The following is a 25,106-nucleotide window of genomic DNA, read 5'->3' as shown; positions in this document are numbered from 1 at the left end:
GGTGCCCTTTTCCGGCGGCGGCGCATCAGAGTCCCGTCAAAACGGTCCCCGCGTCCGACCCTGACCCCATATGCCGGAAATTCTCGGGGTAACTTCGACACAGGCTCCCGTATCTGCGGGGTCCTGTTCAGAGAAGACGATGGGGCCATGGCACGCGGCAAGCTTCGGATCTACCTGGGTGCGGCACCCGGCGTCGGCAAGACGCACGCGATGCTGTCCGAGGCCCACCGCCGGGTGGAACGCGGCACGGACTGCGTCGTCGCCTTCGTGGAGCACCACGGCCGGCCGCGCACCGAGGTGCTGCTGCACGGCCTGGAACAGATCCGCCGCCGCGACATCGAATACCGCTCGGGCGTCTTCGCGGAGATGGACGTCGACGCGGTCCTGGAACGGGCGCCGGCCGTCGCGCTCGTGGACGAACTCGCGCACACCAACGTGCCCGGCTCACGCAACGCCAAGCGCTGGCAGGACGTCGAGGAACTCCTCAAGGCCGGTATCGACGTGGTGTCCACCGTCAACATCCAGCACCTGGAGTCCCTCGGCGACGTGGTGGAGTCGATAACCGGGGTGCGACAGCAGGAGACCATCCCCGACGAGGTCGCCCGCCGCGCCGACCAGATCGAGCTCGTCGACATGTCGCCACAGGCGCTGCGCCGCCGCATGGCCCACGGCAACATCTACCAGTCCGACAAGGTCGACGCGGCCCTGTCCAACTACTTCCGCCCCGGCAACCTCACCGCCCTGCGCGAACTCGCGCTCCTCTGGGTCGCCGACCGGGTCGACGAATACCTCCAGCAGTACCGCGGCGAACACGACATCAGCGCCCCCTGGCAGGCCCGCGAGCGCATCGTCGTCGGGCTGACCGGCGGCCCCGAGGGCCGCACGCTCATCCGCCGCGCCTCCCGGATGGCGGCGAAGGGCTCGGGCAGCGAGATCCTCGCGGTGTACATCGCGCGCAGCGACGGACTGACCTCGGCCTCGCCCAAGGAGCTCGCGGTCCAGCGCACCCTCGTGGAGGATCTCGGGGGCACCTTCCACCACGTCATCGGCGACGACATACCCTCCGCGCTCCTCGCGTTCGCCCGGGGTGTCAACGCCACCCAGATCGTCCTCGGGTCCAGCCGCCGCAAGACCTGGCAGTACATCTACGGCCCGGGAGTGGGCGCCACCGTCGCCCGCGAGTCCGGCCCCGACCTCGACGTCCACATCGTCACGCACGAGGAGGTCGCCAAGGGGCGCGGGCTGCCCATCGCCCGGGGAGCCCGGCTCAGCCGCACCCGGATCATCTCGGGCTGGCTCGCCGGCGTCGGCGGACCCGCGCTCCTGACCCTGCTCCTGCACGGCATGGAGAACGGGCCGGGGCTCGCCAACGACGTCCTGCTCTTCCTCTTCCTGACCGTCGCCGCCGCCCTCCTCGGGGGCCTGGCCCCCGCGCTCGCGTCGGCTGCGGTGGGCTCCCTGCTCCTGAACTACTGGTTCACCCCGCCGACCCACACCCTGACCGTGCAGGACCCGGAGAACTTCGTCGCCATCGTGATCTTCTTCGCGGTGGCGGTCGCGGTGGCCTCCGTCGTCGACCTGGCGGCCCGCCGTACCCACCAGGCGGCCAGGCTGCGCGCCGAGTCGGAGATCCTCTCCACCCTCGCCGGGAGCGTCCTGCGGGGCGAGACCGCCCTGGACGCCCTGCTGGACCGGGTGCGCGAGACCTTCGCCATGGAGTCCGTCGCCCTCCTGGAGCGGCAGAGCGACGTCGAACCCTGGACCTGCGCCGGATCCGTCGGGCCCGCCCCGGTGGCCCGGCCCGACGACGCGGACGTGGACATGCCCGTCGGTGACCACATGGCGCTGGCGCTCTCGGGCCGCGTGCTGCCCGCGGAGGACCGCAGGGTCCTCGGCGCCTTCGCCGCACAGGCCGCGGTGGTGCTCGACCGGCAGCGCCTGGTGGGGGAGGCGGAGGCGGCCAGACGGCTCGCCGAGGGCAACCGCATCAGGACCGCGCTGCTCGCCGCCGTCAGCCACGACCTGCGCACCCCGCTGGCCGCCATCAAGGCCGCCGTGAGCTCCCTGCGCTCCGACGACGTCTCCTGGTCCGACGCGGACGAGGCGGAGCTCCTCGCGGCCATCGAGGACGGCGCCGACCGCCTGGACCACCTGGTCGGCAATCTGCTCGACATGTCCCGCCTGCAGACCGGTACGGTCACCCCGCTGATCCGCGAGCTCGACCTGGACGAGGTGGTCCCGATGGCGCTCGGCGGCGTACCCGAGGGCAGCGTCGACCTGGACATCCCCGAGACGCTCCCCATGGTCGCCGTGGACCCGGGGCTCCTGGAGCGGGCCGTGGCCAACATCGTCGAGAACGCCGTCAAGTACAGCCCCGGCAGGGACCGCGTCACCGTCGCCGCCAGCTCCTTGGGCGAACGCGTCGAGCTGCGGGTGGCCGACCGGGGCCGCGGAGTCCCCGACGAGGCCAAGGAACGCATATTCGAGCCCTTCCAGCGGTACGGTGACGCCCCGCGCGGCGCAGGAGTCGGCCTGGGGCTCGCCGTGGCCCGCGGATTCGTGGAGTCCATGGGCGGCACGCTGGACGCCGAGGACACCCCCGGCGGCGGGCTCACCATGGTCCTCACCCTCACCGCCGCACCGGGCCAGGTCCGGGCGGGCCCGGTGTCGCCGGCGCACATCACCTCATGAGGCAGCAGGGGCCCGTCCCCACCCCGTACACGTATTCCGGAAAGGCAGGTCCGCGATGACCCGGGTCCTCGTGGTCGACGACGAGCCGCAGATCGTGCGTGCCCTCGTGATCAACCTGAAGGCACGCAGGTACGAGGTGGACGCGGCGCCCGACGGGGCGACCGCCCTGCAGCTCGCGGCGGCACGACACCCCGACGTCGTCGTGCTCGACCTCGGGCTGCCGGACATGGACGGCGTCGAAGTGATCAAGGGCCTGCGCGGGTGGACCCGGGTGCCGATCCTCGTCCTCTCCGCCCGCCACACCTCCGACGAGAAGGTCGAGGCTTTGGACGCGGGGGCCGACGACTACGTCACCAAGCCGTTCGGCATGGACGAGCTGCTGGCCCGGCTGCGTGCCGCCGTGCGCCGGGCGGAACCCGTCGGCCAGGACGGCGGAGAGGGCTCGGTGATCGTCGAGACCGAGGGCTTCACGGTGGACCTCGCGGCCAAGAAGGTCCACCGGGAGGGCCGCGACGTGCGGCTTACACCGACCGAGTGGCACCTGCTGGAGGTCCTCGTCCGCAACGCCGGCCGTCTCGTCAGCCAGAAGCAGCTGCTCCAGGAGGTCTGGGGGCCCTCGTACGGCACGGAGACCAACTACCTGCGGGTCTACATGGCGCAGCTGCGGCGCAAGCTGGAGACCGATCCCTCGCACCCCAGACACTTCGTGACCGAGCCGGGCATGGGCTACCGCTTCGAGCGGGGACGGCCCGACCCGGAGTGACCCGGCCTGTCACCGGTCTGTCAGCGGCTCACTCGTCCGGGTGAGGTCCGTGCGGGCCAGCCCGTATCACGGGAGACCGGTACCCTTCGGGTATGAGCGCTGTTCCCCGATCCGAGAAGGCAGGCAGGGCGGAGAGGCCGTCCGGCCGCTTCCGTCGCATGCTCGACCGCCTGTCCAGCTCCCAGGAGGACCTCGAGTCCGAGGAACTCCGGGAGGACTCGCACGCGTCGGGGTGCACGCGCATCTCCGAGTGCACGGACCGCCAGATCGTCAAGGTCACTGGTACCTTGCGGACGGTCACCCTGCGGCCGCGGGCCGGAGTGCCCGCCCTGGAGGCGGAGCTCTTCGACGGCACCGCGCCGCTCGACGTGGTCTGGCTGGGACGGCGTTCCATCGTCGGCATCGAGCCGGGCCGCAAGCTCATCGCGTCGGGCCGCGTGGCCATGAGCCACGGGCGCCGGGTGCTGTTCAACCCCAAATACGAACTCCGACCACTCGGCAAGGAGTAGCCGGTGACGTCTCTCGACAAGCCGACGTCCGACACGGACCAGCCCCACCGCACCGACCAGCAGGACGCCGACGCGAAGGCGGTCACGGAAGCCGCGCTCTTCGAGGCGTTCGGCGGCGTGCGCGGCATGGTGGAGACAGTCCTGCCAGGGCTGCTCTTCGTCACGATCTTCACCGTCAACAAGGACCTGAAGGCCTCGGCCATCGCCGCTCTGGCGGTCTCCCTGGTCCTCGTCGTCGTACGGCTGATCCGCAAGGACACCGTCAAGCACGCCTTCAGCGGCGTCTTCGGCGTGGGCTTCGGTGTGGTCTTCGCGATGATGACCGGCAACGCTAAGGACTTCTACCTGCCGGGCATGATCTACACCCTCGGCCTGGCGCTCGCCTACATCGTGACGACCGTCGCGGGTGTGCCGCTGATCGGCCTCATCCTCGGCCCGGTCTTCAAGGAGAACCTCTCCTGGCGCACCAGGAACCCCGGCCGCAAGAAGGCTTACGCCAAGGCCAGTTACGCCTGGGGGCTCATCCTCCTCGCCAAGTGCGCGATCCTCTTCCCGCTGTACTGGTGGGCCGACACCACTCAGCTCGGCTGGGTACTGGTCGCGCTCAAGATCCCGCCGTTCCTGCTCGCGGTGTATCTGACCTGGGTCTTCCTCGCCAAGGCGCCGCCGCCCATCGACGTCTTCGCCGAGATGGAGGCGGAGGAGCAGGCCGAGAAGGCCCGCAAGGCGGAGCAGGGCGCCCGGGCGGCGGAGGCCCGCAACTCCGAGTTCTGACACACGACGACGCGTACGCGTGGGGCCCCGGACCGTGTCACGGTCCGGGGCCCCACGCGCATCGTGGACGCTCAGTCCTCGGACAGCTCCCGGCGGACCGAAAGCAGGTCCTCCAACTGCTCCTCGCGCGCCTGGGCGGCCACGAACAGCAGCTCGTCACCGGGCTCCAGGGTCTCCTCGGTGCTCGGCGTCAGCACCCGCGTGCCGCGGATGATCGTGACGAGCGAGGTGTCCTCCGGCCAGTCCACATCGCCCACCCTGATGCCGGCCAGCGCCGACTCCGGGGGCAGCGTCAGCTCGACCAGGTTGGCGTCGCCGTGGCTGAAGCGCAGCAGCCGGACCAGATCGCCGACACTCACCGCCTCCTCGACCAGGGCGGACATCAGACGCGGGGTGGAGACCGCGACGTCGACGCCCCAGGACTCGTTGAACAGCCACTCGTTCTTCGGGTTGTTCACCCGCGCGACGACCCTCGGAACGCCGTACTCGGTCTTCGCCAGCAGCGACACGACCAGGTTGACCTTGTCGTCACCCGTCGAGGCGATCACGACGTTGCACCGCTGGAGCGCCGCCTCGTCGAGCGAAGTGATCTCGCAGGCGTCCGCGAGAAGCCACTCGGCCATCGGGACCCGCTCCACCGAGATGGCGGTCGGCGCCTTGTCGATCAGCAGCACCTCGTGCCCGTTCTCCAGGAGCTCGGCCGCGATGGAACGGCCCACCGCACCGGCCCCGGCAATCGCGACGCGCATCACTGACCGCCCTCCTCGGGACCTTCGGCGAAGGCCTCCTCGACCTTCGCGATCTCATCCGTACGCATCATCACGTGGACGAGGTCACCCTCCTGCAGAACCGTCTGCGAGGTGGGCAGTATGGCCTCACCCAGGCGGGTGAGGAAGGCGACGCGGACGCCGGTCTCCTCCTGCAGAGTGCTGATCTTGTGCCCGATCCAGGACGGCGTCGTGTGCACCTCGGCGAGCTGCACACCACCGCTCGGGTCGCGCCACAGCGGCTCCGCGCCCGACGGCAGCAGCCGCCTCAGCATCTGGTCCGCGGTCCAGCGGACCGTCGCGACGGTGGGGATGCCGAGGCGCTGATAGACCTCGGCGCGCTTCGGGTCGTAGATGCGCGCGGCGACGTTCTCGATGCCGAACATCTCGCGCGCCACCCGGGCGGCGATGATGTTGGAGTTGTCGCCGCTGCTGACGGCCGCGAACGCTCCGGCCTCCTCGATCCCCGCCTCACGCAGGGTGTCCTGGTCGAAGCCGACACCGCTGACCCGCCTGCCGCCGAAACCGGAACCGAGGCGTCGGAACGCCGTGGGGTCCTGGTCGATCACGGCGACCGTGTGCCCCTGCTGCTCCAGGGTCTGCGCGAGAGCGGCTCCGACGCGCCCGCAGCCCATGATGACGATGTGCACCTTGCGCCTACCTCGCCGTCCTGGTCGTCCGGATGACCTGCGAAAACACCCTGCTCACACTTCTCTCTCAGCTTGCGGGGCAAACAATGGGGCAACCACCTTCGGCGTTGCCCGTGGATGAGCTTATGCGGCGGCACCCGCACCGCCTCATCCGAGTGTGCGTACCCCGAGGGCCGGGGAGCAAAAGAGGAAGCGGCCGGCGGGCACGAGGGAGCCGGGGGAGGCATCCCGCCCTCCCGTACCGCAAGGATTTCGTTAAGGATTCCATGGACTTTTCCGGTGAGGGCGGGTAATTATGAAGGTTTTCCGGGGCCGGAGGGGGTGGTGCCTCGGTGGCGTGTCCCGGCAGCGCTTACGATCCTGACCGTGTCCAAACTGACCGACGTGCCCAAACGGATCCTGATCGGCCGGGCGCTGCGCAGCGACAAGCTGGGGGAAACACTCCTCCCCAAGCGCATCGCGCTCCCCGTCTTCGCATCCGACCCGCTGTCCTCCGTTGCGTACGCACCCGGGGAAGTCCTCCTCGTGCTGTCCATCGCGGGCGTGTCGGCGTACCACTTCAGCCCGTGGATCGCGCTCGCGGTCGTGGTCCTGATGTTCACCGTCGTCGCCTCGTACCGGCAGAACGTGCGCGCCTACCCGAGCGGCGGCGGCGACTACGAGGTCGCCAACACCAACCTCGGGCCGAAGGCCGGTCTGACCGTCGCCAGCGCCCTCCTCGTCGACTACGTCCTCACCGTCGCCGTGTCGATCTCCTCGGGTGTGGAGAACCTCGGCTCCGCGATCCCCTTCGTCGTCGAGCACAAGACGTTCTGCGCCATCGGGGCCATCGTGCTCCTGACGCTGATGAACCTGCGCGGCGTCAAGGAGTCCGGAAAGCTCTTCGCCATCCCGACCTACCTGTTCGTGGCCGGGGTCTTCCTCATGATCCTCTGGGGCGCCTACCGGGGGCTGGTCCTCGGCGACACCATGCACGCGCCCACCTCCGACTACGAGATCAAGCCCGAGCACCAGGGGCTCGCCGGGTTCGCGCTCGTCTTCCTGCTCCTGCGCGCGTTCTCCTCCGGCTGCGCGGCCCTCACGGGCGTCGAGGCGATCAGCAACGGCGTCCCCGCCTTCCGCAAGCCGAAGAGCAGGAACGCCGCGACCACCCTCGCGGCCATGGGCCTCCTGGCCGTCACCATGTTCTGCGGCATCATCGGCCTCGCCATGGCGACCGACGTGAAGATGGCGGAGAACCCGGCGAAGGACCTGATCCACAACGGTGCGGCGGTCGGCGCGAGCTTCGTCCAGGACCCGGTGATCTCCCAGGTCGCCGCGGCGGTCTTCGGCGAGGGCACGTTCCTCTTCGTCTTCCTGGCGGCGGCCACCGCGCTCGTGCTCTTCCTCGCCGCGAACACCGCGTACAACGGCTTCCCGCTGCTCGGCTCCATCCTCGCGCAGGACCGTTACCTGCCCCGTCAGCTGCACACCCGCGGCGACCGGCTGGCCTTCTCCAACGGCATCGTGCTGCTGGCCGGGGCCGCGATCCTGCTCGTCTGGATCTACGGCGCGGACTCGACCCGGCTCATCCAGCTCTACATCGTCGGCGTGTTCGTCTCCTTCACGCTCAGCCAGACGGGCATGGTGCGGCACTGGAACCGCCACCTCCGCACGGAGAAGGACCCCGCCGCGCGGCGGCACATGATCCGCTCCCGGGCGATCAACACCTTCGGCGCGTTCTTCACCGGCCTGGTCCTCGTCGTCGTACTGGCCACGAAATTCACCCACGGTGCCTGGGTCGCGCTGCTGGGCATGGTCATCTTCTTCGGCACGATGACCGCGATCCGCAGGCACTACGACCGCGTAGCCGAGGAGATCGCCGCCCCGGAGACCCGGCCCGACGACAGCATCCGCCCCTCGCGCGTCCACTCGATCGTCCTGGTCTCCAAGCTCCACCGGCCCACGCTGCGCGCCCTCGCGTACGCCAAGCTGGTGCGCTCCGACCAGCTGGAGGCCCTCTCCATCAGCGTCGACCACGCCGAGACGAAGGCGCTCAAGGAGGACTGGGAGCGGCGCGGCATCGACATCCCGCTGAAGATCCTCGACTCGCCGTACCGCGAGGTGACCCGCCCGGTCATCGACTACGTGAAGAGCCTGCGCAAGGACCGCCCGCGCGACGTGATCAGCGTCTACATCCCGGAGTACGTGGTCGGTCACTGGTACGAGCACCTGCTGCACAACCAGAGCGCTCTGCGGCTGAAGGGCCGGCTCCTGTTCACGCCGGGCGTGATGGTGACCTCGGTGCCGTACCAGCTGGAGTCCTCCGAGGTGGCGAAGGTGCGGGCCAGGAGGCGTGCGGACTGGAACGCTCCGGGCTCGGTCCGCCGCGGCCCCGTGGAGCGACGGCACCCCAAGGAACCCACCCACAAGGGCTGACTCCGCGCTCCGCCTGTGGTGAGCGGCCGGCTTCAGCCCGCGTAGACTGGTGGGCTGTTGTCCGGCCGTTTCCGCTTTTCCTGATCTCTGGAGCCACCCCCTCATGCAGAACGAATCCACGTCGTCGCAGCTCGGGGAGGATCAGACGGGGGAGTCCCTGATCGGTCGGGAGTACGAGGTCGAGGTCGGCCCCGTCGCCCACGGCGGGCACTGCATCGCCCGTACCTCGGAGGGCCAGGTGCTCTTCGTGCGCCACACCCTCCCCGGCGAGAAGGTCGTCGCCCGGGTCACCGAGGGCGAGACCGGCTCGCGCTTCCTGCGCGCCGACGCGGTCACGGTCATCGAGGCGTCCAAGGACCGCGTCGAGGCGCCCTGCCCGTACGCCGGCCCCGGCAAGTGCGGCGGCTGCGACTGGCAGCACGCCAAGCCGGGCGCACAGCGCCGCCTCAAGGGCGAGGTCATCGCCGAGCAGCTCCAGCGCCTCGCGGGCCTCACGCCCGAGGAGGCCAACTGGGACGGCACGGTCATGCCGGCCGAGGGCGACAAGCTCCCGCCGGGCGAGGTCCCGGCCTGGCGCACCCGCGTCCAGTACGCCGTCGACCAGGACGGGCTGGTCGGACTGCGCAAGCACCGCTCGCACGAGGTCCAGCCGATCGACCACTGCATGATCGCCGCACCCGGCGTCTCCGAACTCGGCATCGAGAAGCAGGACTGGCCGCAGATGGCCACGGTGGAGGCCATCGCCGCCACCGGCTCCCACGACCGCCAGGTCATCCTTACCCCGCGCGAGGGCGGCCGGCTCCCGCTGGTCGAGCTGGACAAGCCGGTCTCCGTACTCCGCGTCGAGGAGAAGGACGGCGGCGTCCACCGCGTCCACGGCCGCGCCTTCGTCCGCGAGCGCGCCGACGACCGTACGTACCGCGTGGGCTCGGGCGGCTTCTGGCAGGTGCACCCCCAGGCGGCGGACACGCTGGTCCGCGCGGTCATGCAGGGCCTGCTGCCCCGCAAGAACGACATGGCGCTCGATCTCTACTGCGGCGTAGGCCTGTTCGCGGGCGCCATCGGCCAGCGGATCGGCGAGAAGGGCGCGGTGCTCGGCATCGAGTCCGGCAAGCGCGCGGTCGAGGACGCCCGGCACAACCTCAAGGACCTGGACCGGGTCCGCATCGAGCACGGCAAGGTCGACCAGGTCCTGCCGCGTACGGGCATCACCGAGTGCGACCTGATCGTCCTGGACCCGCCGCGCGCGGGCGCGGGCAAGGGGACGGTCAAGCAGCTGGCCGCGCTGGGAGCGCGCCGCATCGCGTACGTGGCGTGCGACCCGGCCGCGCTGGCGCGGGACATCGCGTACTTCCGCGAGGGCGGGTACCGGGTGCGGACGCTGCGGGCGTTCGACCTGTTCCCGATGACCCACCATGTCGAGTGCGTCGCGATCCTTGAGCCTGCCGGAAAGGGTGTCTGACCTGCGGTTTCGCCGAGTGTGCGTTATGTGCGCTGTGGGCGTTACGGGCGATATCTTGACGCATATTCGACGCACGTTGGGCCCTTCTGACGCACGTTTGACGCACGTTCTGATGAGGTGCCAGATGCCCGTTTCTGCAGGTGACGGTGTGTCGAGTGCGGCTTGAGGGGGCTCCCTCTTTACCGCCTCTTGGTGAACCGGTGCTCGATATTGCCTGATTTAAGGCTCAGTAGGAACGGGTTCCGTAAGGGCTCCAGTGGCCGAGGAAAGGCTTGAGGTCGTCGCCGCTGGGCTTGGGTGGGGTGGGCAGCTTCGGCGCTGCGGCGGACTCGGTGAGGTGCTGGAGCCGGGCGTCCGTGAAGGCGAGCCACGCCTCGATCTCTGTTCTTTCCTGTCCGGGTGGCAGCGATGTGGCGTGGTCGCGTACTGCTGTGACGTATTCGGTCAGGCGCTTGGTCTGGTGCCAGGCGTCTGCTTGTTCTTCGAGGTGCTTGACGCGATAGGCGTAGGCGTATGCGGTGCGCGCTTCCTCCATGGCGGTTTCCCAGTGCCTCTGCTGGGCTTCCCTGGCTTGCTGGTCTGCAAGGCGTTTGTGTTCTGCGGCTTTGCCGCGGAGGTCGACTTCTTGTGCGATTTCGGCGAGTTGGTCTTCCAGTGGCCTGTCGGGGACATCGGCCCATTCGCTCGCACGGTGCGGGCTGCCGCCGCGGAGGATGAAGCGCAGGCGGTTTGAGGGGGTGTAGTCGAAGCGGGCGATGCGCATCCATGAGTGCTTCTTGGCGTCGGCGAGTTCCTTGTCGGTGGGGATGTGTTCGCTGCGGTCCTGTTCTTGAAGGACGAGGAATCCGACGCTTTCGCCTTGGGCGGTGATGGTGAAGTGCGGTGGTGCGCTGCGGCGACGGTGGGGTGGGGGAGCGCCTTGCGTGGTCCCGAGTGCTGCCTTATGGCCTTGTGATTCGGTGGCAATGATGAGGGCCTGAATGATGCGCAGGGCTCGGCCTTGGATGGATTTGGTGAGCCCCATGGGCTGTGGCCGTTGTCGGAGGGCGGCCACGAGGGAGTGGGGTTTGGTGAGTCTGGCCGGAACGGGGAGCGGGGTGAGTTCGGCGAGCCGCCAGGCGGGGATGTCGGCGAGTTTGATTTCGTAGCCGCGATGGGTGCGGTATGCGTAGAGCTCTTGTGTGCGCGGGATCTTGCCGGACTTGCGGGCGGTGTTCACCCGTGATGTCCAATTCACTGCGTGTGGGCCGGGTTCGATGGGCTTGATGAGGCAGCCGTCGTTCGCGGCCAGTTCTTGGAGGAGTTGGTCTGTGTAGTTCGTACGGCCCTGGGTGCGGTCTTGGGGCGTGGCGGTGACGGTTTGCGGCTGGGCTGCGCGGGTGGTGCAGCGTTCTGCTCGACGGGGCAGATGCCGTGGTCGGTGAGATGCTGCCGCCCTTTGTCGGTGAGCTGGGCGCTCCAATGTCTGCGGCGTTTGGTGATTCTGATGAGTCCGCGACTCTGCAGTGCCTGAGCGCTGACCTTGAAAGTGCTGTCCGGCCAGACCCCGTCGGGACACCCCTGGCCCACCCAGTCGAGCACGGTCTGCCGCCGCTCGTTGAGGGGCTGGTGCATGTGGACCTCTCGCGGTTCCCGGGTGTGTTGCCCCGGAGACAATGCCCTTAACTTCCGCGGCCATTCCGATCGTTTAACGGAGGATCTTCGTTCGAATGAGACGTGCCGCACGGGCTGTTTACAGGGAGAACAGCTCTTCCTGGTAGTGCTCGACGATGCTGCGGCGCGGATAGAACAGGCCGAGTTGCATGAACGTTTTGGGTCGCTTGGCCAGGTTGCCGACGAAGCAGTGCACGACGTGGTCCGGTGTGAACACCCGGCTGAACCAGCGCTCCCGCAGCTTCTCCACCACACCCTGTTGCCCGTACTGGCGCAGGTACTTGCGGTACGACTCGCCGGCTTCCCAGTCTCTGCGGGCCACGTCGTGGTGGCCAGTGCAGTCGGTGTCGTCGCAGCGGAAGCGGTAGCGAAACTCCAGTGGCACCCGCTCCAGTTGGTGCAGGTCCTGGTTGAGGTTCGCGGAGCCGTTCTTTCAGTTCAGCGGGACGGCTGGTGTGTTCATGGGCCATCCGGATGGTGTGGACGCCGCTGCGCGTCCAATGCCGGTCGCGATCCTCGTCGTCAGCCTTGCGGGTTGGGCCGTAGTGGTGTGGTCCGTCGGCCGATGTAGGGGATGCACCACCTTCCGGAGCCGTGCAGGACTACTTGCCGATAGGCAACCCCCGCGATGAGCGTCACCCCCGGCTACTACCTGGCCCTCCTCGGACTCGCGGCCGCGCTCTCTGCTGCAAACGGCTCGCCCCTGCTGATGCATGGCGGGGTGAGTTCTCGCGCCCGGACCTTTCGGGTATTTCACGGCTGTTTCGTGTCGCTATCGGCGGGCGGGCGGGGAAGGACGGGGTGTCCGAAGAGTAGGTCGTACCCGGGAGGCAGCTGGAGCAGCAGTCGCTGGGTGAGGTCCTCGCCTGCGGCATCGGCCGCTACGCTCAGGACCGCGCCGACGTCCCACGAGGCTGTCTGCTCGGTCGCCCCCTCGATCCACGCCGCAGTGGCGCGGACGAATCTCTCGGGAGAGAGTGGTTCGGCCGCCTGCAGGGGGTTCAGCAGGATGAGTGCGAACGTGTCGGGCAGTTTCGCGGCCAGTTCGGAGCGGTCTTTGCCCACCAGGTGGGCGCCCAGTAGTGCGAGAACTGTGCGCGCTGCTCGTTCCGCTTCATGGGGCGAGCGATAGCTGCCGCGTTCTTGGACGGCGTCCAGAAATGCCGGCCAGCTCAGGTGTGTCACCGTTTAGCCTCCCGTCGTGTACGGAGGAAGGCGGAGGGCGGACGGTGGGAGGGGGAGAGTGGCCCGTCCTCCGCCGTTGTGTGGCCGGTACTTGCCCGGCTCAGCTCTCGATCTGAGTGTGGGCGGACTGTCCGCTTCCGATGCTGATCTTGTGGGGCTTCGCGCGCTGCGCGATCGGGATGCGCAGGGTCAGCACGCCTGTCTCGTAGTCGGCCTGGATGTTTTCCGTGTCCAGGGTGTCAGCCAGGACAATCTGCCGGGAGAAGATGCCAAGCGGCCGCTCGGAAAGCTCCATCTGGACATCCTCGGCCTTCTGTGGAGGTCGGCGTTCCGCCCTGACGGTCAGCATGTTCCGTTCGACGTCGATGTCGATCGCGTCCCTGGGAACACCGGGCAGATCGAAGGCCACAACGTATTCGTCGTGGTCACGATAGGCGTCCATCGGCATAGCCGACGGCTTGGACCAAGTGCCGGTGATCTGCTGGGCCAGCCGGTCGAGTTCACGGAAGGGATCGGTGCGCATAAGCATCGGGAAACACCTCCAGTGCATTCATCGCGCCATGCGCTTCACCTGTAATCCGTTGTAACATGTCATCGAAACGATGACAAACGAAACGTCGCCTTACCAGTGACATCCGCGGAAGGGGGTCCGGCACATGCAGAATTCAGCACGATGCAAGGCCGAGCCTGGAGCCCCCTCGGCGGCTCTGGTGGCCTTGGGTGCACTGAACTCCATAGAAGCGGTGGTGGCAGGCACCCAGTCGCAGTATCCGGGCCCGCAGCACCCCTCCGCCCCCTCGACCCCAAATGGTGGGGAAGCGCTGGCTGCCCTGCTCCTGCTTCGCGAGGTCAGGCAGCAGCTTGCCGCCTGGGAGCCCGGCCTCATCGAGGAAGCCCGCGCCAGTGGAGTGAACTGGGCCGACCTCGCCGGGCCCTTGGGCGTCACGAGCCGCCAGGCGGCCGAGCGCCGCTATCTACGGCTGCGCCCGGGCCCCGCGGGCAGTACGGGCGAGCAGCGCGTACAAGCGACGCGAGATGACCGGGCCGCCCTCCGCAGCGTCGCCGCCTGGGCCCGCGAGAACGCAGCGGACCTGCGTCAGCTCGCCGGCCAGATCACTGCACTGACCGACCTTCCCGCACCGGCAAAAGGCCCCGTCACTCGACTCGCTCACGCACTGGCCCAGGACGACCCCGCGTTGTTGGTCGCCCCGCTGAGCGACACACACGACCACGTGCGGCCCGGACACGCTGACCTTGCGGCCCGGATCGCGGACGTCACACGCAGAGCGGAATCACTGCGTCTGCACAGCAACAGCAAGCGCCGCAACGCGCTATGACCTCACCGGTACCGTCAGGTGCACCGGAACGCCGTACCTTCGGGCGGCCCAGGGCCGAGGGTGCCCGGTCGGGGCGCCGTCCGGCGCTGGGTGACCGCTGTTCTGCGCCGTTGGTGTGGTCCCCGAGGCTCGTGAGATGTCCGGAGCGGCGAGTCGGCTATCGGCAACCGATGATCGTCTCTGGGGCGTTCCAGGGCCATGGTCGGCCAAGGCCGCGCCTCAAGGCGCGACCGAACAGGTCTGGGCAGAGCCAGGAGGGGCGAGGGGTGACAGAAGGAGAGCAGTCCCCCGGTGGGCGGACGGCGGACCGGTCGGAGGGGTTCGGCGAACGGTTGCTCGGTCTGCTGCTGGACCGGGCGCACGAGATGCCGCCGCAGCTGATTGCTCCCTTGATCGCCGAGGAAGTGACCCGGATCGGTGGCCGGGACGTCTCGATCCTCTTGCAGGATTACGCGGGAGAACTGCTGGTGCCGTTGCCCGGACGCAGATTGCTGGTCAGCGACGCCGAGGAGATCGGCGACTCCCCAGCCGGCAGGGCGTTTCTGACGGCGGCCACAGTTGAAATCCAGCAGGGGAACGACGGGGTCCGCATGTACCTGCCCCTGCTGGACGGTAGTGACGAAGTGGGGGTGATGGCCCTTACCCTGGACACCGTCGATGACGATGACAGGCGGCTGCTGCGCAGACTCGCCGGCCTGGTCGCCGACATGCTGGTGACCAAGCACGCCTACACCGACCGGTTCTTCCAGGCCCGGCGCCGCGAACCGATGAGCGTGGCGGCGGAGATGCAGTGGTCCCTGCTGCCGCCACTGACCATGTCCGTACCCCAGGTCTCGGTCAGCGGGGCCGTCGAGCCCGCATATGACATCGCCGGCGACAGCTTCGACTACGCCCTCAACGACGATGTTCTGCACGCGGCCGTGATCGATGCAATGGGGCACGGTTTGGACGCTGCAACGATGGCCACCGTCACCATCGGCGCCTACCGGCACGCCAGACGCGCCGGCATCAGCCTCTCCGACATGTACTCGTACATGGACCAGGCCATCGCAGGACAGTTCGGAGCCGACCACTTCGTCACCGCTCAGATGATGAAACTGAACATCACCACCGGCATGCTCCAGTGGGTCAACGCCGGACACCACGCCCCCCTGCTGATCAGGCAGCACGTGGTCAGGAAGCTGGAGAGCCCGACCACCCTGCCGGTCGGCCTCGGCGGTGAGCGCCCCGTCGTCAGCGAGCACCAACTCCGACGCGGAGACCGGGTTCTCTGCTACACCGACGGGGTCATCGAAGAACGCGACGAAGACGGAGAACCATTCGGCGAGGAGCGCCTCATCCGCTGCGTGAACCGGCTCGGGCAGACCGAAGGCGGGATGAGGTCAGCGGCCATCAAGCTCTCGCGCGCGCTGAAGCAGGAACGCGGCGGGCGTACCAGTGACGACGCGACCGTCTTCCTGATCGAATGGCGAGCGGGTGCCGCCGACCACCTCGCTACCCTGGAATGACACTTTGAACCGTTCCGGGTTCGATAGAGACTTCAGATTGTGGTTGTGACCTGGGGTTTCGTGCTGGTGAGGTAGTAGTTGGTCTCGTATTCGACGGGTGGAATGTGCCCTATTTCACCGTGGAGTCGGCGGTGGCAGTACCAGTCGATCCACTCGGCGGTGGCGAGTTCGACCTGGGAAAGGGTCTTCCAGGGCCGCCCGGGCTTGATCAGCTCGGTCTTGAACAGGCCGATCGTGGACTCCATGAGGGCGTTGTCGTAGGCGTCGCCGACCGAGCCGATCGAGGCCGCGATGCCGGCGGCGTCCAGGTGCTCGGCGAGCCGGAAACTCGTATATTGCGACCCGGCATCGGAATGATGTATCAACTCACCTGCCTGGTGCGGCTGTTCGTCTCGGTCGCGTTGCCACAGAGCCATGTCCAGGGCGTCCAGGACGAGCCGTGTCTCCTTCGACGTGGCGGCGGACCAGCCGACGATCCGGCGGGAGAAGGTGTCCACGACGAAGGCGACGTAGACCACTCCGGACCAGGTGCTGATGTGGGTGAAGTCGGCAACCCAGCAGCGGTTCGGGGCCGGCGCGACGAAGTTGCGGTCCAGGAGGTCCGGCGCCCGCTCGACGGAGCTGTCCGGGATCGTAGTGATGATCTTTTTCCCACGGACGGCACCGGTGACGCCGAGCTCACGCATCAGGCGTTCGACCGTGCACCGGGCCACGACGTGGCCTTGGCGGTGCAGCTCACGCCAGACCTTCCTGGCCCCGTAGACACGGTAGTTGACCTCGAAGATCTCCCGGATGAGCGGCTTCAGTTCCGCATCACGGACGGTGCGGGCCGACGGGGCGTGGAGCCGTTTGTGGTGGGCGTAATAGGTGGAGGGGGCGATCTTGCAGTCGTGCTCGGTGAGCACGCGGCAGATCGGCTCGACACCGCCGAAGCGGGCCCGGTGCTCGTCGATGAACGCTACGAGCGTGTGTGTGGCCGGTCGAGCTCGGCTGCGAAGAAACTCGCCGCAGCCTTCAGGATGTCGTTCGCCCGCTTCAGCTCGGCGATCTCTTTCTTCATCGCCTTGATCTGCGCGGACTCCTCCGTGGTCGTCCCCGGCCGCTTCCCGGAGTCGACCTCGTCCCGCTTCACCCAGTTCCGCAGGGTCTCGGCCGAACCGATCCCGAGTTTCTGGGCGACCGCCCTCACGGCGGCCGACTCGTTCGGGTAGTCGCCGCGGACCTCGGCGACCATGCGGACCGCTCGTTTGCGCAGCTCAACGGGATAGGAGGAAGGGCGTGCCATGACTCGATCCTTTCACGGAATCGAGTCTCTATCGAACCCGGAACGGTTCACTATGCGCCCCCCACTCATGCCATGCAGATGATCCGCTATGTCGAGGACGGTTCAATCCGCCTGCTGTGGGTGAGCGGCACCAACCCTGCCGTCTCGTTGCCGGAGCTGGGCCGGATTCGATCCGTCCTGTCCCAGGAGCGGCTGTTCCTCGTCGTCCAGGATCTCTTCCTCACCGAGACCGCACAGCTCGCCGACGTCGTGCTACCGGCCGCTACCTGGGGGGAGAAGACAGGGACGTTCACTAACGCCGACCGCACCGTGCACCTGTCGGAGAAGGCCGTCGAGCCTCCGGGGGAGGCTCGCCCGGACCTGGACATCTTCCTGGATTACGCCCGTCGGCTCGACCTGCGGGACAAGGACGGACAGCCTTTGGTGAAGTGGCACGACGCGGAGTCGGCCTTCGAGGCATGGAAGGAATGCAGTCGCGGCCGGCCCTGCGACTACACCGGAATCACCTACACAAAACTTCGCGAGCGCGGAGGCATCCAGTGGCCGTGCAACGAGGACAACCCCGACGGGACCGAACGCCTCTACGCAGGGGGAACGTTCTGGAGCGACCCGGAATACTGCGAGAGCTACGGGCGCGATCTGATCACCGGCGCCCCGGTGGAACCGCAGGAGTACAAAGCAATGAACCCCTCCGCGAAAGCCGTCATCAAAGCCGCCGCCTACCAGCCTCCCCACGAGCCGACCCGCGAGGACTACCCGTTCCTGCTCACCACCGGACGAACCCTCTTCCACTTTCACACACGCACCAAAACGGCCCGGTCACCACAGCTTCAGGCGGCGGCGCCCGAAGTATGGGTAGAGTGCTCCACCCGTGACGCCGCCGCAGCCGGACTGCGCGAAGGCGACCTTGCCGAAGTAAGTACCCCCCGAGGCAGCATCCGCGCTGCCGTGCGCATCAGCGGCATCAGGGACGGAGTTCTCTTCCTCCCCTTCCACTACGGGTACTGGGACACCCCCGCCGGACACGAGCCCGACCCGCATGGGCGGGCGGCCAACGAGCTGACTCTCACCGACTGGGACCCCGCCTCCAAACAGCCCATTTTCAAGACTGCAGCCGCAGCGCTGCACCGCATCGAGGCCGGCCATGGCCCGTCCCTCGCACCGACGAACACCGCGTCCGCGCCTGCGTCCAACGACCTGCCAAGAACGGCAGGTGGCGTCGAAGCTGAAGCCGACGAATATTGCGGCACCGCGCCTGAGGGAGGTGCACGGTGAAGATCGACCTGCTCCTTCATGAGCTGCACCGCGACGAGAACGACCTCGGCCACGAACTGCTCCGCATCTCGGAACGGCACAAGGTCGACCATGAGATCTACCACCTCGGCCGCGACGTGGCCCGCTGGTCCCAGAACCACGTCCGCGAAGTGGCCATCCTCTCAGAGGGCGTTAAGTCCGTTTCTGGTAGCGGCCCCGTCCGGGTTGGGTGAGGAAGCCTTGGCGGGTGAGGCGGCCGAGGCGACTGCGGGTGACGTTGATCGAGGGCTCGTCGGTGGGCAGGCCGAGGTGTTCGTGCAGATCATGGACCCGGAACACCTTCGCGGGGTGCTCGTTGAACGTGGTCACGATGCGCTGGTAGACGGTAGCGGTGGCGGTCTCCGTGGGGGCCGTTGCGTGGTTGGGAGGTGTGAGGCCGTCGATGACCTTGCGGGTCGCGGTGAGCTCGGCCAGGCGGGCCTCGGTCTCGGCGAGGGCGGTGGTGAGCCGCCCCGATCTGCTCGCGCAGGCTGCCGGCGCGTGCGGTGGTTTCATCGTGTTCGGTCTGCAGCAGCCGCAGGAGTTCGCTGACGTTCACGCGGCCAGCTCCACGTCGTCCCGCCAGGTGGGGGCAGGGGTGGTAAGGCGGCGGAGCATGCCGGCGGTGGAGGCCCAGTAGACGCGGGAGGCCGCGTTGTCGGGCCCGTGATCGTAGTCGCGGGCCAGGCGCCGGTGCAGCATGAGGGTGCCGTTGACCTGCTCGACCACCCACCGCTTCGGTTGCGGAACGAAGCCCCGTCCCTTGTCGTCTGGGTTGCGCCGGACCACCTCGACGGTGATGCCCTTCACCGCCCCGTGGATGACCACGGCGTCCTTGAAACCCTGGTCGACCAGGACCTTCTCCAGGCGCATCCCGCACCGTTCGGCCGCCTGGTCCATCAGGGCGATGCCGACCTCGTTGTCGTGCGCGCTCGCGGCCAGGACCACCACACCGATGATCAGGCCCAGCACGTCGACGGCGAGCCCCCGCTTCCTGCCGGGCGTCTTCTTGTTCGCGTCCAGTCCCGTCGTCGCCTTCGGCACCCCGGCCGCCACGCGGACGGACTGGGTGTCGATGATCACCAGGGACGGGTCCTCTAATCGTCTGGACCGCTCCCGCACCTGGCACCGCAGGATCTCCTGGATCCGCTGATCAAGACCGTCCTGGCGCCACAGGGTGAAGTAGTAGAACACCGCCGACCAGGCCGGGAGGTCGTGCGGCAGGAGCCGCCACTGACAGCCCGTCCGGTTCTGGTAGAGCAGCGCGTTCACGACCTCACGCAGGTCGCAGGATCCCGGGTCCCCGGTCGCCGACCGAGCCACCCGCTCCTGCTTCCACGCCGTGACCAGCGGCTCGATCAACGCCCACTGCCCGTCGGACAAGTCGGTTGCGTACGACATCCGTTCCATGTCCGCGACTCCATCATGCACACGACATGACGCGAGGACGGAACCGTCCCATCACCCACGAACGGGCGACACCACATCATTAGGAACGGGACTTAACGCCCTCTCAGAGCGCTTCGGCACCCACCTCGACCCCGAACCGGTCGATGAACTGAAAACCACCGAGCGCCTCCGCGAGAAGGCCGGTGAGCTGGTCGGCCGACGACCGCAGAGTGCACTGCTGCTTTTGCGAGATCTGCGCGAGGTGTACATCAAGGCATCAGGGGTTTCTGTGTACTGGGAAATGCTCGGCCAAGCCGCGCAGGGTCTGAAAGACGTGGACCTGCTTGCGGTCGTCCAGCGGTGCCATCCCGACACACTGCGGCAGCTGCGGTGGGCGAACGGAAAACTGAAGGAATCCTCGACGCAGATCCTCATCAGTTGATTTCCGGCGGCCCGGTGAAGCTGGCCTCGGCTTCCACACGGCGCAGATTCCTGGACGGCTGGAGTAGGAAGAAGCGATGTCGAACACGGACGCAACAGGCGGCCTGATCACTTTCGGTCACAGCACGGCAGAGCGCGAGCGGTTGATCGAACTGCTGCACACCGCCGAGGTGAGCTCGGTGGTGGACGTACGCATCGGACCCGGTAGCCGCCGAAACCCCGACCTCAACCGAGAAAGCCTCGGCCGGTGGATGCCCCACGCGGCCATCACCTACCGCTGGGAGAAGGAACTGGGAGGATTCCGCAAGCCCCCGCCCGACTCACCGGACGTCATCTGGCGCAACACCTCCTTCCGCGGGTACGCCGCCCACACACGGGACGCGAATTTCGTGGCCGCCATGGACCGTCTGCTGGCAGAGACCACCCGCACGCGGACAGCGGTGATGTGCAGCGAGGCACTCTGGTGGCGCTGCCACCGGCGCCTGATCGCCGATTTCGCCACCGTGGCCCGCAACGTTCCCGTCCACCACCTGATGCACAACGGACGACTCGTCCCCCACCCACCACCGCCAGGACTGCGCCTGCGCTCCGACGGGCTGTTGGTCTACGACAACCTCACGGCTGCCGCAGAACCCGACCGCCCCAGGTAGCAATTGGCATGCCGTGACTGGCACGACCAAGCTCCTTGGAGCCGCTGCGACCCCAACGTCTCACGCACTTGATCAGGAAAGAAATCGTCGATGCGCGCGGTAACCGTCCGCCCGATGCACCCCGGCTCACTGGAGTGAGCGACGTACTCGATCCGGTCCCTGCCGCGGACGAGATCCTCGTGGACGGCCTGGCCGTTGGCGTGTGCGGCACCGACAAGGAGACCGCAGCAGGCGTAGTACGGCTGGGCCCCACAAGGACGTGAGCGCCTGATCCTGGGCCACGAATCGCTCGGCCCCGTACGCCGGCCCCCAGCCGGCAGCGGATGCAACGCTGGTGACCTGGTGACACCCTCTGGGAGCGCGTAGCGGCTCACCTCCTCGTCCTCATCCCCCAGAACGCCGCCGGAGAGGACGCAGCCATGGCTTCGCCGCCAAATGCGTACCTGGCCCGGCGGGCGAGTCTCGCGAAAGCGCCGGAGAGGTGTGCACCGGCGGAGGTCGGGTTCATCACGGGATCCGAGGCATCGCAAGACCTGCGGGACCAACGGAATGCCGAACTGGACTGGGCGTGGACCGCGTACCGGGACCTCAGCAACGACCTACAGCGCGAGCAGGCGCCGTCGGTCGCGGTCGCAGGTGAACCCCTCGTAGAAACCCAACAGCTACTGTGCGACCTGACGGAGGCCGGTTCACCGGCCGCGAGTTGAAGATCGCTGCTGGCGGCGCATGCACTCGTTCTGACCGCCACACGAATGCAGCGAACTGTGAGGCTGGACACGAGAGTGGGGACGATCGTTGCAATCGCCTGCTTTTGCAGTTAGACGTCGTTTCGGTCGGTGAGACTGAGGTAGCTGGTGAGGCCGTAGCGAAGGCGGTGAGGGCCAGGCAGCGTTCGGGATTACGCTCGCAGCGGCGGTGCAGGTGCTGGCAGCCGGTCAGTCAGGACGTGGTGTGTTCGACGACCCAGCGGTGCCGGCCCGACCGGGCGGAGATCTCTTTGCCACGGCGGGCAAAGCGGGGTGTGATACCGCGTTCGCGGAGCCATCACCCGCTGGTGATCGTAGTCGTGGCCCTTGTCACTATGCAGTTTGTGTCGCCGACGACGCCGTAGCCCGCGCGGACTGTCGGGCGGTATTGAAGTTGCCACAGACGACAGCGCTGCCGTGGATCTTCGTGAGGGTCGTGGCCCAGTAGCCCGCGTGGAGGGCTCCCGCCCATTCCCGACAGCTGGCGGGCAGCGGTGTCCAGCGGCCGGCGTCGAACGGCGACGTGCGTCAGAGTCACGCACGTAATGCCCGCAGCGCCCGTAACGCACAGAGTTAATCGTCCGAAATATCCCATGCGGGTCGTTGACCTGGAGCAACCTCCACGTGTTTTTTGTTCCACGTGTTTCGTGATGACCTCGCACGTGGAGTGCGTGGCGATTCTTGAAAAGGCCGCAAAGGACGTCTGACCTGCGGTTGCGCGGCCCAGGTGGGTCGCTCGACCTGTTTTTCTCCGTGGAACGGGTCGGTGGGGCGGATCGCCCTCGCAAGCTTCCTGACCTGCGGATCCACGAGAGAGGCGCTTACGCCGGCGACGCCATCAAGGTCTCGCTCCGAAACTCTTGACGCTCGGGTGACGCTCGAAGTGGAGGTCTGACCCCACGGACCTCCCCGGCGTGGGGGCCGCACGGACCGGACCATCGGCGCGGGGTACGGGGACTCAGGCACGGGCATCCCGCTGCCCTCCTCAGCGGCCGCGCGAGCTGCCACGTATGGCCCGTCCGGGGCTTCAGAGCGTGGCTTCGTGGTCCATGATCTCGAGTGGCTGGTATCACCTCGCCGCCCAGATACCAGCCTGGTATCATCGCTGTATGGCGATGACACTCCGACTCCCCGATGACCTTGACGCCAAGCTCACCGAGCGTGCTCGTCGGGAGCGCCGCAGCAAGCAGGAGCTTGCGATTGAGGCCATTCGTGACGCCCAGGACCGGGCCGAGCTGAAGGTCGATGACGTTCTGGCCGAGCTGATGGACAGCGATGCGGAGATCCTGGACTACCTGAAGTGACCGAGGTGCGCTACATCCAGATCGACGAGATCCTCGCCATTGCTCGTAAGGTCAACGGCACGGAGCACAGCGTGCGTGACATGGGGCTTCTGGTGTCTGCGATCGAACGGCCCCGGACCAACGTGTTCGGGGCCGAGCTTTATCCCACACTGCACGAGAAGGCGGCGGCGCTGCTGCACTCCGTTGCCCGCAATCACGCTTTGATCGACGGTAACAAGCGCACCGCCTGGCTCGCCATGCGTGTCTTCCTGCGGCTCAACGGAGTCAGCGCTCGTATCGCCCCGCCGCCTGTCTCCATTGCCGGACCGTTCGTCGAGGACGTCGCGCAGGACAACATCGATGTCCCGGTCATCGCCAAGCGCCTCTCGGTCTGGTTCCCGTTTTCTGACGCACGGTGACGGATGGACTGGGCACGCACGTGCCCAGCCCTCGCGCATTTCCGGCTGCCATTCCACACACTTCTGTCCGATACGGGCGGCCCACGGTGGCCGCCGGGGAAGATCTGCCGCGCGGCAGAACGTGTCCTTCGCGGGCATCTCGCCCTCGACGAAGTAGCGCGTGGTGGTGTTCAACGCGCAGGAGTTCTTGCCCAGGACGCAGACGCCGTGACCGCTGTCGTCGACGCTGACCAATTGGGCTCGGTCGCCGAACTTTTCGCGTAGCATCTTCCCGCCCCGGTGCGGGGTTGACGCGTCTCGCTGGTTCTGCAGGAGCCGTACGTTGCGCGGGCCTTCGGTGTCGATCTTCACCGGTGGTTCGGCGGGGGCGTGCGGCCAGTAGGCGGCGGCCCGCGGCCTGCGGGCCGCCCAGGAAACGACGGCGGACGGGACGCTGTCGCCGACAGCCTCGCGGTGACCTCGACGCGAAATTCGCGGCGCTCGACGAGGACGCTCCCGACGAGGTGCGGCAGCGGCTGGCGGAGCGGATGGCACCCGATGTCCGCCAACAGCAAAGGGACCACCCCGGCCTGGTCGACCTCGGGTTGTCCTCGAACCGGGACACGGCAGTCGCCGAGTCGGTCGTCGTGCACGCATTGCTCGAGTTCTACAACCGTGCCCACCTCGACGTGCTGCAACGCGTCCACGCGATCCTCTTCGAGGGCGACACCAACGAGAGCGAAAGCAATGACGTCCGGAGGTGAGCCGGTGTGCTGCGGTGCCGGCTTCTCGCCCATCCCGACCTGCGGCGCCCCGGCGAGGTGACGCTCGGTTGACGCTCCGGGCTTCAGGGCGTCGCTTTCCTGACGGGGAACCGGCTCCGAACCGCGATTTTTTGCGGCCACGCTCTTGGTGACGTCATTTCGATGACGTCGCACGTTGAGTGCGTGGCGATCCTGGCGGCGGGCGCCGCTGCCACCGCGGCGGGCATGCCGGTCCCGGGTCGCCGCCACCACGGCGGCGACCCGGGACCATCAACGATGTCTTCCTGGAGGGGCGGGAGAAGCCGCACTGCCGGCCCTCATCGTTTCGCCCTTTCGTTGGTGGCAGCCATCAGGTGCGGGTCCAGCGCTGGTTGTTGCCGTTCGAGCAGGAGTAGAGCTGGATCAGGGTTCCGTTGGCGGTGCCGTTACCGACGGCGTCGAGGCAGAGGCCGGACTGGACGCCGACGATGGATCCGTCGGAGTTCAGGCGCCATTTCTGGTTGTCGCCGCCCCAGCAGCTGTAGATCTGGACTTTGGCTCCGTTGCCGGTCCCGGCGGCGTCCAGGCACTTGTTGCCGTAGACCCGGAGCTCGCCTCTGTCGGTGGAAACCCACTGCTGGTTGGTGCTGCTGTTGCAGTCCCACAGCTGCAGCTGCGTGCCGTCGGTGGTGCTGGCGCTCGGCACGTCCAGGCACCGGCCTGAACCGACGCCCTTGATCTGTCCGGAATCCGCAGGGGGCGTGGTGGAGCCGCCGTTGAGTGCGTTGAGGACCGCGGTGTAGGCGGGCTTCTTGCTGCCGTCACCGTTGAACAGCAGCGGTGTGTCCTGCGATCGCCAGGAGTCGGTGTCGCGCACACCCCAGACGGTGATGCCGAGGCAGCGCGGGACGGCCAGACAGTCGTTGGTCACGTTGGCGTAGGTCGAGGCCGGGGCGCCCTGGATGTCGAGTTCGGTGATGGCCACGTCGACGCCGAGGGCGGCGAAGTTCTGCAGGGTGGTGCGGAAGTTGCTGTTGTAGGGGCTCCCGCTGTTGAAGTGCGACTGGAAGCCGACGCAGTCGATCGGCACGCCGCGCTGCTTGAAGTCCCGGACCATGGCGTACATGGCCTGGGCCAAGACCCAGGCCATGTACGCCATGG

25 protein-coding genes and 2 pseudogenes are annotated in these 25,106 nt (G+C 67.7%); 16 read left to right on the top strand and 11 right to left on the bottom strand.

Translation table 11 applies throughout. From position 1 onward, the window contains the following. Nucleotides 1-147: 147 nt before the first annotated feature. The 4 genes from BFF76_RS23025 (at nucleotide 148) to BFF76_RS23010 (ending at nucleotide 4,737) form a co-directional block, all read left to right on the top strand. Nucleotides 148-2,691, top strand: a complete 2,544-nt coding sequence (locus BFF76_RS23025; protein WP_031089433.1) for a sensor histidine kinase — start codon at nucleotides 148-150, stop codon at nucleotides 2,689-2,691. Nucleotides 2,692-2,746: 55 nt separating this feature from the next. After that, nucleotides 2,747-3,454: a response regulator gene (locus BFF76_RS23020; RefSeq protein WP_031089435.1), complete on the top strand. Its 708-nt coding sequence runs from the start codon at nucleotides 2,747-2,749 to the stop codon at nucleotides 3,452-3,454. A 92-nt stretch (nucleotides 3,455-3,546) separates the two neighbouring features. Then, nucleotides 3,547-3,963 carry an OB-fold nucleic acid binding domain-containing protein gene (locus BFF76_RS23015; protein ID WP_078850467.1) on the top strand — a complete coding sequence of 139 codons (417 nt, stop codon included), beginning with the start codon at nucleotides 3,547-3,549 and terminating at the stop codon, nucleotides 3,961-3,963. A 3-nt stretch (nucleotides 3,964-3,966) separates the two neighbouring features. Next, the gene (locus BFF76_RS23010; protein WP_065848975.1) at nucleotides 3,967-4,737 is read left to right on the top strand and encodes a DUF3159 domain-containing protein; all 771 of its coding nucleotides are present in this window, start codon (nucleotides 3,967-3,969) and stop codon (nucleotides 4,735-4,737) included. A 71-nt stretch (nucleotides 4,738-4,808) separates the two neighbouring features. Here the strand turns inward: BFF76_RS23010 and BFF76_RS23005 are convergent, their stop codons facing one another. Both BFF76_RS23005 and BFF76_RS23000 read right to left on the bottom strand, forming a co-directional pair. Continuing rightward, a complete protein-coding gene (locus BFF76_RS23005) occupies nucleotides 4,809-5,486 on the bottom strand; it encodes a potassium channel family protein (protein ID WP_031089441.1) in 678 nt (225 codons plus the stop codon). Beyond that, nucleotides 5,486-6,154 carry a potassium channel family protein gene (locus BFF76_RS23000; RefSeq protein ID WP_031089443.1) on the bottom strand — a complete coding sequence of 223 codons (669 nt, stop codon included), beginning with the start codon at nucleotides 6,152-6,154 and terminating at the stop codon, nucleotides 5,486-5,488. Before BFF76_RS23000 ends, BFF76_RS23005 begins: the two co-directional genes overlap by 1 nt. Before the next feature lie 366 nt (nucleotides 6,155-6,520). On the opposite strand from BFF76_RS23000, the gene BFF76_RS22995 reads away from it, so the two are divergent. Both BFF76_RS22995 and BFF76_RS22990 read left to right on the top strand, forming a co-directional pair. Further along, nucleotides 6,521-8,572 (top strand): APC family permease, encoded by a 2,052-nt coding sequence (locus BFF76_RS22995; protein ID WP_053928840.1) that lies wholly within the window; start codon nucleotides 6,521-6,523, stop codon nucleotides 8,570-8,572. A gap of 103 nt (nucleotides 8,573-8,675) precedes the next feature. Then, a complete protein-coding gene (locus BFF76_RS22990) occupies nucleotides 8,676-10,034 on the top strand; it encodes a class I SAM-dependent RNA methyltransferase (protein ID WP_065848974.1) in 1,359 nt (452 codons plus the stop codon). 226 nt (nucleotides 10,035-10,260) lie between these two features. On the opposite strand, the gene BFF76_RS34050 is transcribed toward BFF76_RS22990, so the two are convergent. From BFF76_RS34050 to BFF76_RS22970, 4 genes are all read right to left on the bottom strand, one after another. After that, the gene (locus BFF76_RS34050) at nucleotides 10,261-11,253 is read right to left on the bottom strand and encodes a hypothetical protein (RefSeq protein WP_244167332.1); all 993 of its coding nucleotides are present in this window, start codon (nucleotides 11,251-11,253) and stop codon (nucleotides 10,261-10,263) included. A 513-nt stretch (nucleotides 11,254-11,766) separates the two neighbouring features. Next, on the bottom strand, nucleotides 11,767-12,072 hold the full coding sequence (locus tag BFF76_RS22980) for a hypothetical protein (protein ID WP_065848973.1): 306 nt from the start codon (nucleotides 12,070-12,072) through the stop codon (nucleotides 11,767-11,769). Nucleotides 12,073-12,440: 368 nt separating this feature from the next. Continuing rightward, nucleotides 12,441-12,863: a DUF2267 domain-containing protein gene (locus tag BFF76_RS22975; protein ID WP_065848976.1), complete on the bottom strand. Its 423-nt coding sequence runs from the start codon at nucleotides 12,861-12,863 to the stop codon at nucleotides 12,441-12,443. Nucleotides 12,864-12,972: 109 nt separating this feature from the next. Next, the gene (locus BFF76_RS22970) at nucleotides 12,973-13,401 is read right to left on the bottom strand and encodes an Hsp20/alpha crystallin family protein (RefSeq protein ID WP_065848972.1); all 429 of its coding nucleotides are present in this window, start codon (nucleotides 13,399-13,401) and stop codon (nucleotides 12,973-12,975) included. 127 nt (nucleotides 13,402-13,528) lie between these two features. On the opposite strand from BFF76_RS22970, the gene BFF76_RS22965 reads away from it, so the two are divergent. Continuing rightward, complete coding sequence (locus tag BFF76_RS22965; RefSeq protein WP_065848971.1) at nucleotides 13,529-14,209, top strand: type III effector protein; 681 nt, start codon at nucleotides 13,529-13,531, stop codon at nucleotides 14,207-14,209. A 266-nt stretch (nucleotides 14,210-14,475) separates the two neighbouring features. After that, nucleotides 14,476-15,717, top strand: a complete 1,242-nt coding sequence (locus BFF76_RS22960) for a PP2C family protein-serine/threonine phosphatase (protein WP_065848970.1) — start codon at nucleotides 14,476-14,478, stop codon at nucleotides 15,715-15,717. A gap of 32 nt (nucleotides 15,718-15,749) precedes the next feature. Here the strand turns inward: BFF76_RS22960 and BFF76_RS22955 are convergent. Continuing rightward, a protein-coding gene (locus tag BFF76_RS22955; RefSeq protein WP_465270519.1) for an IS3 family transposase occupies nucleotides 15,750-17,002 on the bottom strand; the annotation gives its coding sequence in 2 pieces (ribosomal slippage) (nucleotides 15,750-16,690 and nucleotides 16,690-17,002; 1,254 coding nt in all). 27 nt (nucleotides 17,003-17,029) lie between these two features. On the opposite strand from BFF76_RS22955, the pseudogene BFF76_RS22945 reads away from it, so the two are divergent. After that, nucleotides 17,030-18,277: pseudogene (locus BFF76_RS22945) on the top strand (molybdopterin oxidoreductase family protein); the annotation flags it as partial. Beyond that, the gene (locus BFF76_RS31580) at nucleotides 18,274-18,489 is read left to right on the top strand and encodes a hypothetical protein (protein ID WP_079122461.1); all 216 of its coding nucleotides are present in this window, start codon (nucleotides 18,274-18,276) and stop codon (nucleotides 18,487-18,489) included. The pseudogene BFF76_RS22945 and the gene BFF76_RS31580, both read left to right, overlap by 4 nt. On the opposite strand, the gene BFF76_RS22940 is transcribed toward BFF76_RS31580, so the two are convergent. Both BFF76_RS22940 and BFF76_RS22935 read right to left on the bottom strand, forming a co-directional pair. After that, the gene (locus tag BFF76_RS22940) at nucleotides 18,449-18,811 is read right to left on the bottom strand and encodes a hypothetical protein (RefSeq protein ID WP_065848968.1); all 363 of its coding nucleotides are present in this window, start codon (nucleotides 18,809-18,811) and stop codon (nucleotides 18,449-18,451) included. The genes BFF76_RS31580 and BFF76_RS22940 overlap by 41 nt on opposite strands. A gap of 39 nt (nucleotides 18,812-18,850) precedes the next feature. Further along, on the bottom strand, nucleotides 18,851-19,705 hold the full coding sequence (locus BFF76_RS22935) for an IS5 family transposase (RefSeq protein ID WP_065848967.1): 855 nt from the start codon (nucleotides 19,703-19,705) through the stop codon (nucleotides 18,851-18,853). Here BFF76_RS22935 and BFF76_RS22930 point away from each other — a divergent pair. From BFF76_RS22930 to BFF76_RS22915, 5 genes are all read left to right on the top strand, one after another. Then, nucleotides 19,704-20,126 (top strand): hypothetical protein, encoded by a 423-nt coding sequence (locus tag BFF76_RS22930; RefSeq protein ID WP_208604872.1) that lies wholly within the window; start codon nucleotides 19,704-19,706, stop codon nucleotides 20,124-20,126. The genes BFF76_RS22935 and BFF76_RS22930 overlap by 2 nt on opposite strands. A 76-nt stretch (nucleotides 20,127-20,202) precedes the next feature. After that, on the top strand, nucleotides 20,203-20,775 hold the full coding sequence (locus BFF76_RS22925) for a DUF488 domain-containing protein (RefSeq protein WP_065848966.1): 573 nt from the start codon (nucleotides 20,203-20,205) through the stop codon (nucleotides 20,773-20,775). 134 nt (nucleotides 20,776-20,909) lie between these two features. Then, nucleotides 20,910-21,038 (top strand): hypothetical protein, encoded by a 129-nt coding sequence (locus tag BFF76_RS34485; RefSeq protein ID WP_275935673.1) that lies wholly within the window; start codon nucleotides 20,910-20,912, stop codon nucleotides 21,036-21,038. A gap of 1,592 nt (nucleotides 21,039-22,630) precedes the next feature. After that, nucleotides 22,631-22,825 carry a ribbon-helix-helix protein, CopG family gene (locus tag BFF76_RS22920; protein ID WP_031089472.1) on the top strand — a complete coding sequence of 65 codons (195 nt, stop codon included), beginning with the start codon at nucleotides 22,631-22,633 and terminating at the stop codon, nucleotides 22,823-22,825. After that, a complete protein-coding gene (locus BFF76_RS22915; protein ID WP_031089473.1) occupies nucleotides 22,822-23,223 on the top strand; it encodes a type II toxin-antitoxin system death-on-curing family toxin in 402 nt (133 codons plus the stop codon). The genes BFF76_RS22920 and BFF76_RS22915 overlap by 4 nt, the downstream gene beginning before the upstream one ends. A 126-nt stretch (nucleotides 23,224-23,349) precedes the next feature. On the opposite strand, the pseudogene BFF76_RS34480 reads toward BFF76_RS22915, so the two are convergent. After that, a pseudogene (locus BFF76_RS34480) lies at nucleotides 23,350-23,757 on the bottom strand (alpha/beta hydrolase); the annotation flags it as partial. Between BFF76_RS34480 and BFF76_RS22910 the strand changes: the two are divergent. Beyond that, nucleotides 23,751-23,966 carry a hypothetical protein gene (locus BFF76_RS22910; protein ID WP_244167330.1) on the top strand — a complete coding sequence of 72 codons (216 nt, stop codon included), beginning with the start codon at nucleotides 23,751-23,753 and terminating at the stop codon, nucleotides 23,964-23,966. The pseudogene BFF76_RS34480 and the gene BFF76_RS22910 overlap by 7 nt on opposite strands. A 349-nt stretch (nucleotides 23,967-24,315) precedes the next feature. Here the strand turns inward: BFF76_RS22910 and BFF76_RS22905 are convergent. After that, the coding region (locus tag BFF76_RS22905) for a ricin-type beta-trefoil lectin domain protein (RefSeq protein WP_208604871.1) at nucleotides 24,316-25,106 on the bottom strand (791 nt) is incomplete at its 5' end.

The sequence above is a fragment of the Streptomyces mutomycini genome, assembly GCF_001700505.1.
Taxonomy (GTDB): Bacteria; Actinomycetota; Actinomycetes; order Streptomycetales; family Streptomycetaceae; genus Streptomyces; species Streptomyces mutomycini.
Note: the sequence above shows the minus strand (reverse complement) of the source record. Positions and strands in the feature narration are given on the sequence as shown.

Bases quoted from the DNA above. Each gene is read 5' to 3' on its own strand.
- BFF76_RS23025 (WP_031089433.1), top strand. From the start codon at position 148: ATGGCACGCGGCAAGCTTCGGATCTACCTGGGTGCGGCACCCGGCGTC.
- BFF76_RS23020 (WP_031089435.1), top strand. From the start codon at position 2,747: ATGACCCGGGTCCTCGTGGTCGACGACGAGCCGCAGATCGTGCGTGCC.
- BFF76_RS23015 (WP_078850467.1), top strand. From the start codon at position 3,547: ATGAGCGCTGTTCCCCGATCCGAGAAGGCAGGCAGGGCGGAGAGGCCG.
- BFF76_RS23005 (WP_031089441.1), bottom strand. From the start codon at position 5,486: ATGCGCGTCGCGATTGCCGGGGCCGGTGCGGTGGGCCGTTCCATCGCG.
- BFF76_RS22990 (WP_065848974.1), top strand. From the start codon at position 8,676: ATGCAGAACGAATCCACGTCGTCGCAGCTCGGGGAGGATCAGACGGGG.
- BFF76_RS22970 (WP_065848972.1), bottom strand. From the start codon at position 13,401: ATGCTTATGCGCACCGATCCCTTCCGTGAACTCGACCGGCTGGCCCAG.
- BFF76_RS22965 (WP_065848971.1), top strand. From the start codon at position 13,529: ATGCAGAATTCAGCACGATGCAAGGCCGAGCCTGGAGCCCCCTCGGCG.
- BFF76_RS22940 (WP_065848968.1), bottom strand. From the start codon at position 18,811: ATGAAACCACCGCACGCGCCGGCAGCCTGCGCGAGCAGATCGGGGCGG.
- BFF76_RS22930 (WP_208604872.1), top strand. From the start codon at position 19,704: ATGTCCGCGACTCCATCATGCACACGACATGACGCGAGGACGGAACCG.
- BFF76_RS22935 (WP_065848967.1), bottom strand. From the start codon at position 19,705: ATGGAACGGATGTCGTACGCAACCGACTTGTCCGACGGGCAGTGGGCG.
- BFF76_RS22925 (WP_065848966.1), top strand. From the start codon at position 20,203: ATGTCGAACACGGACGCAACAGGCGGCCTGATCACTTTCGGTCACAGC.
- BFF76_RS22920 (WP_031089472.1), top strand. From the start codon at position 22,631: ATGGCGATGACACTCCGACTCCCCGATGACCTTGACGCCAAGCTCACC.
- BFF76_RS22910 (WP_244167330.1), top strand. From the start codon at position 23,751: ATGGCACCCGATGTCCGCCAACAGCAAAGGGACCACCCCGGCCTGGTC.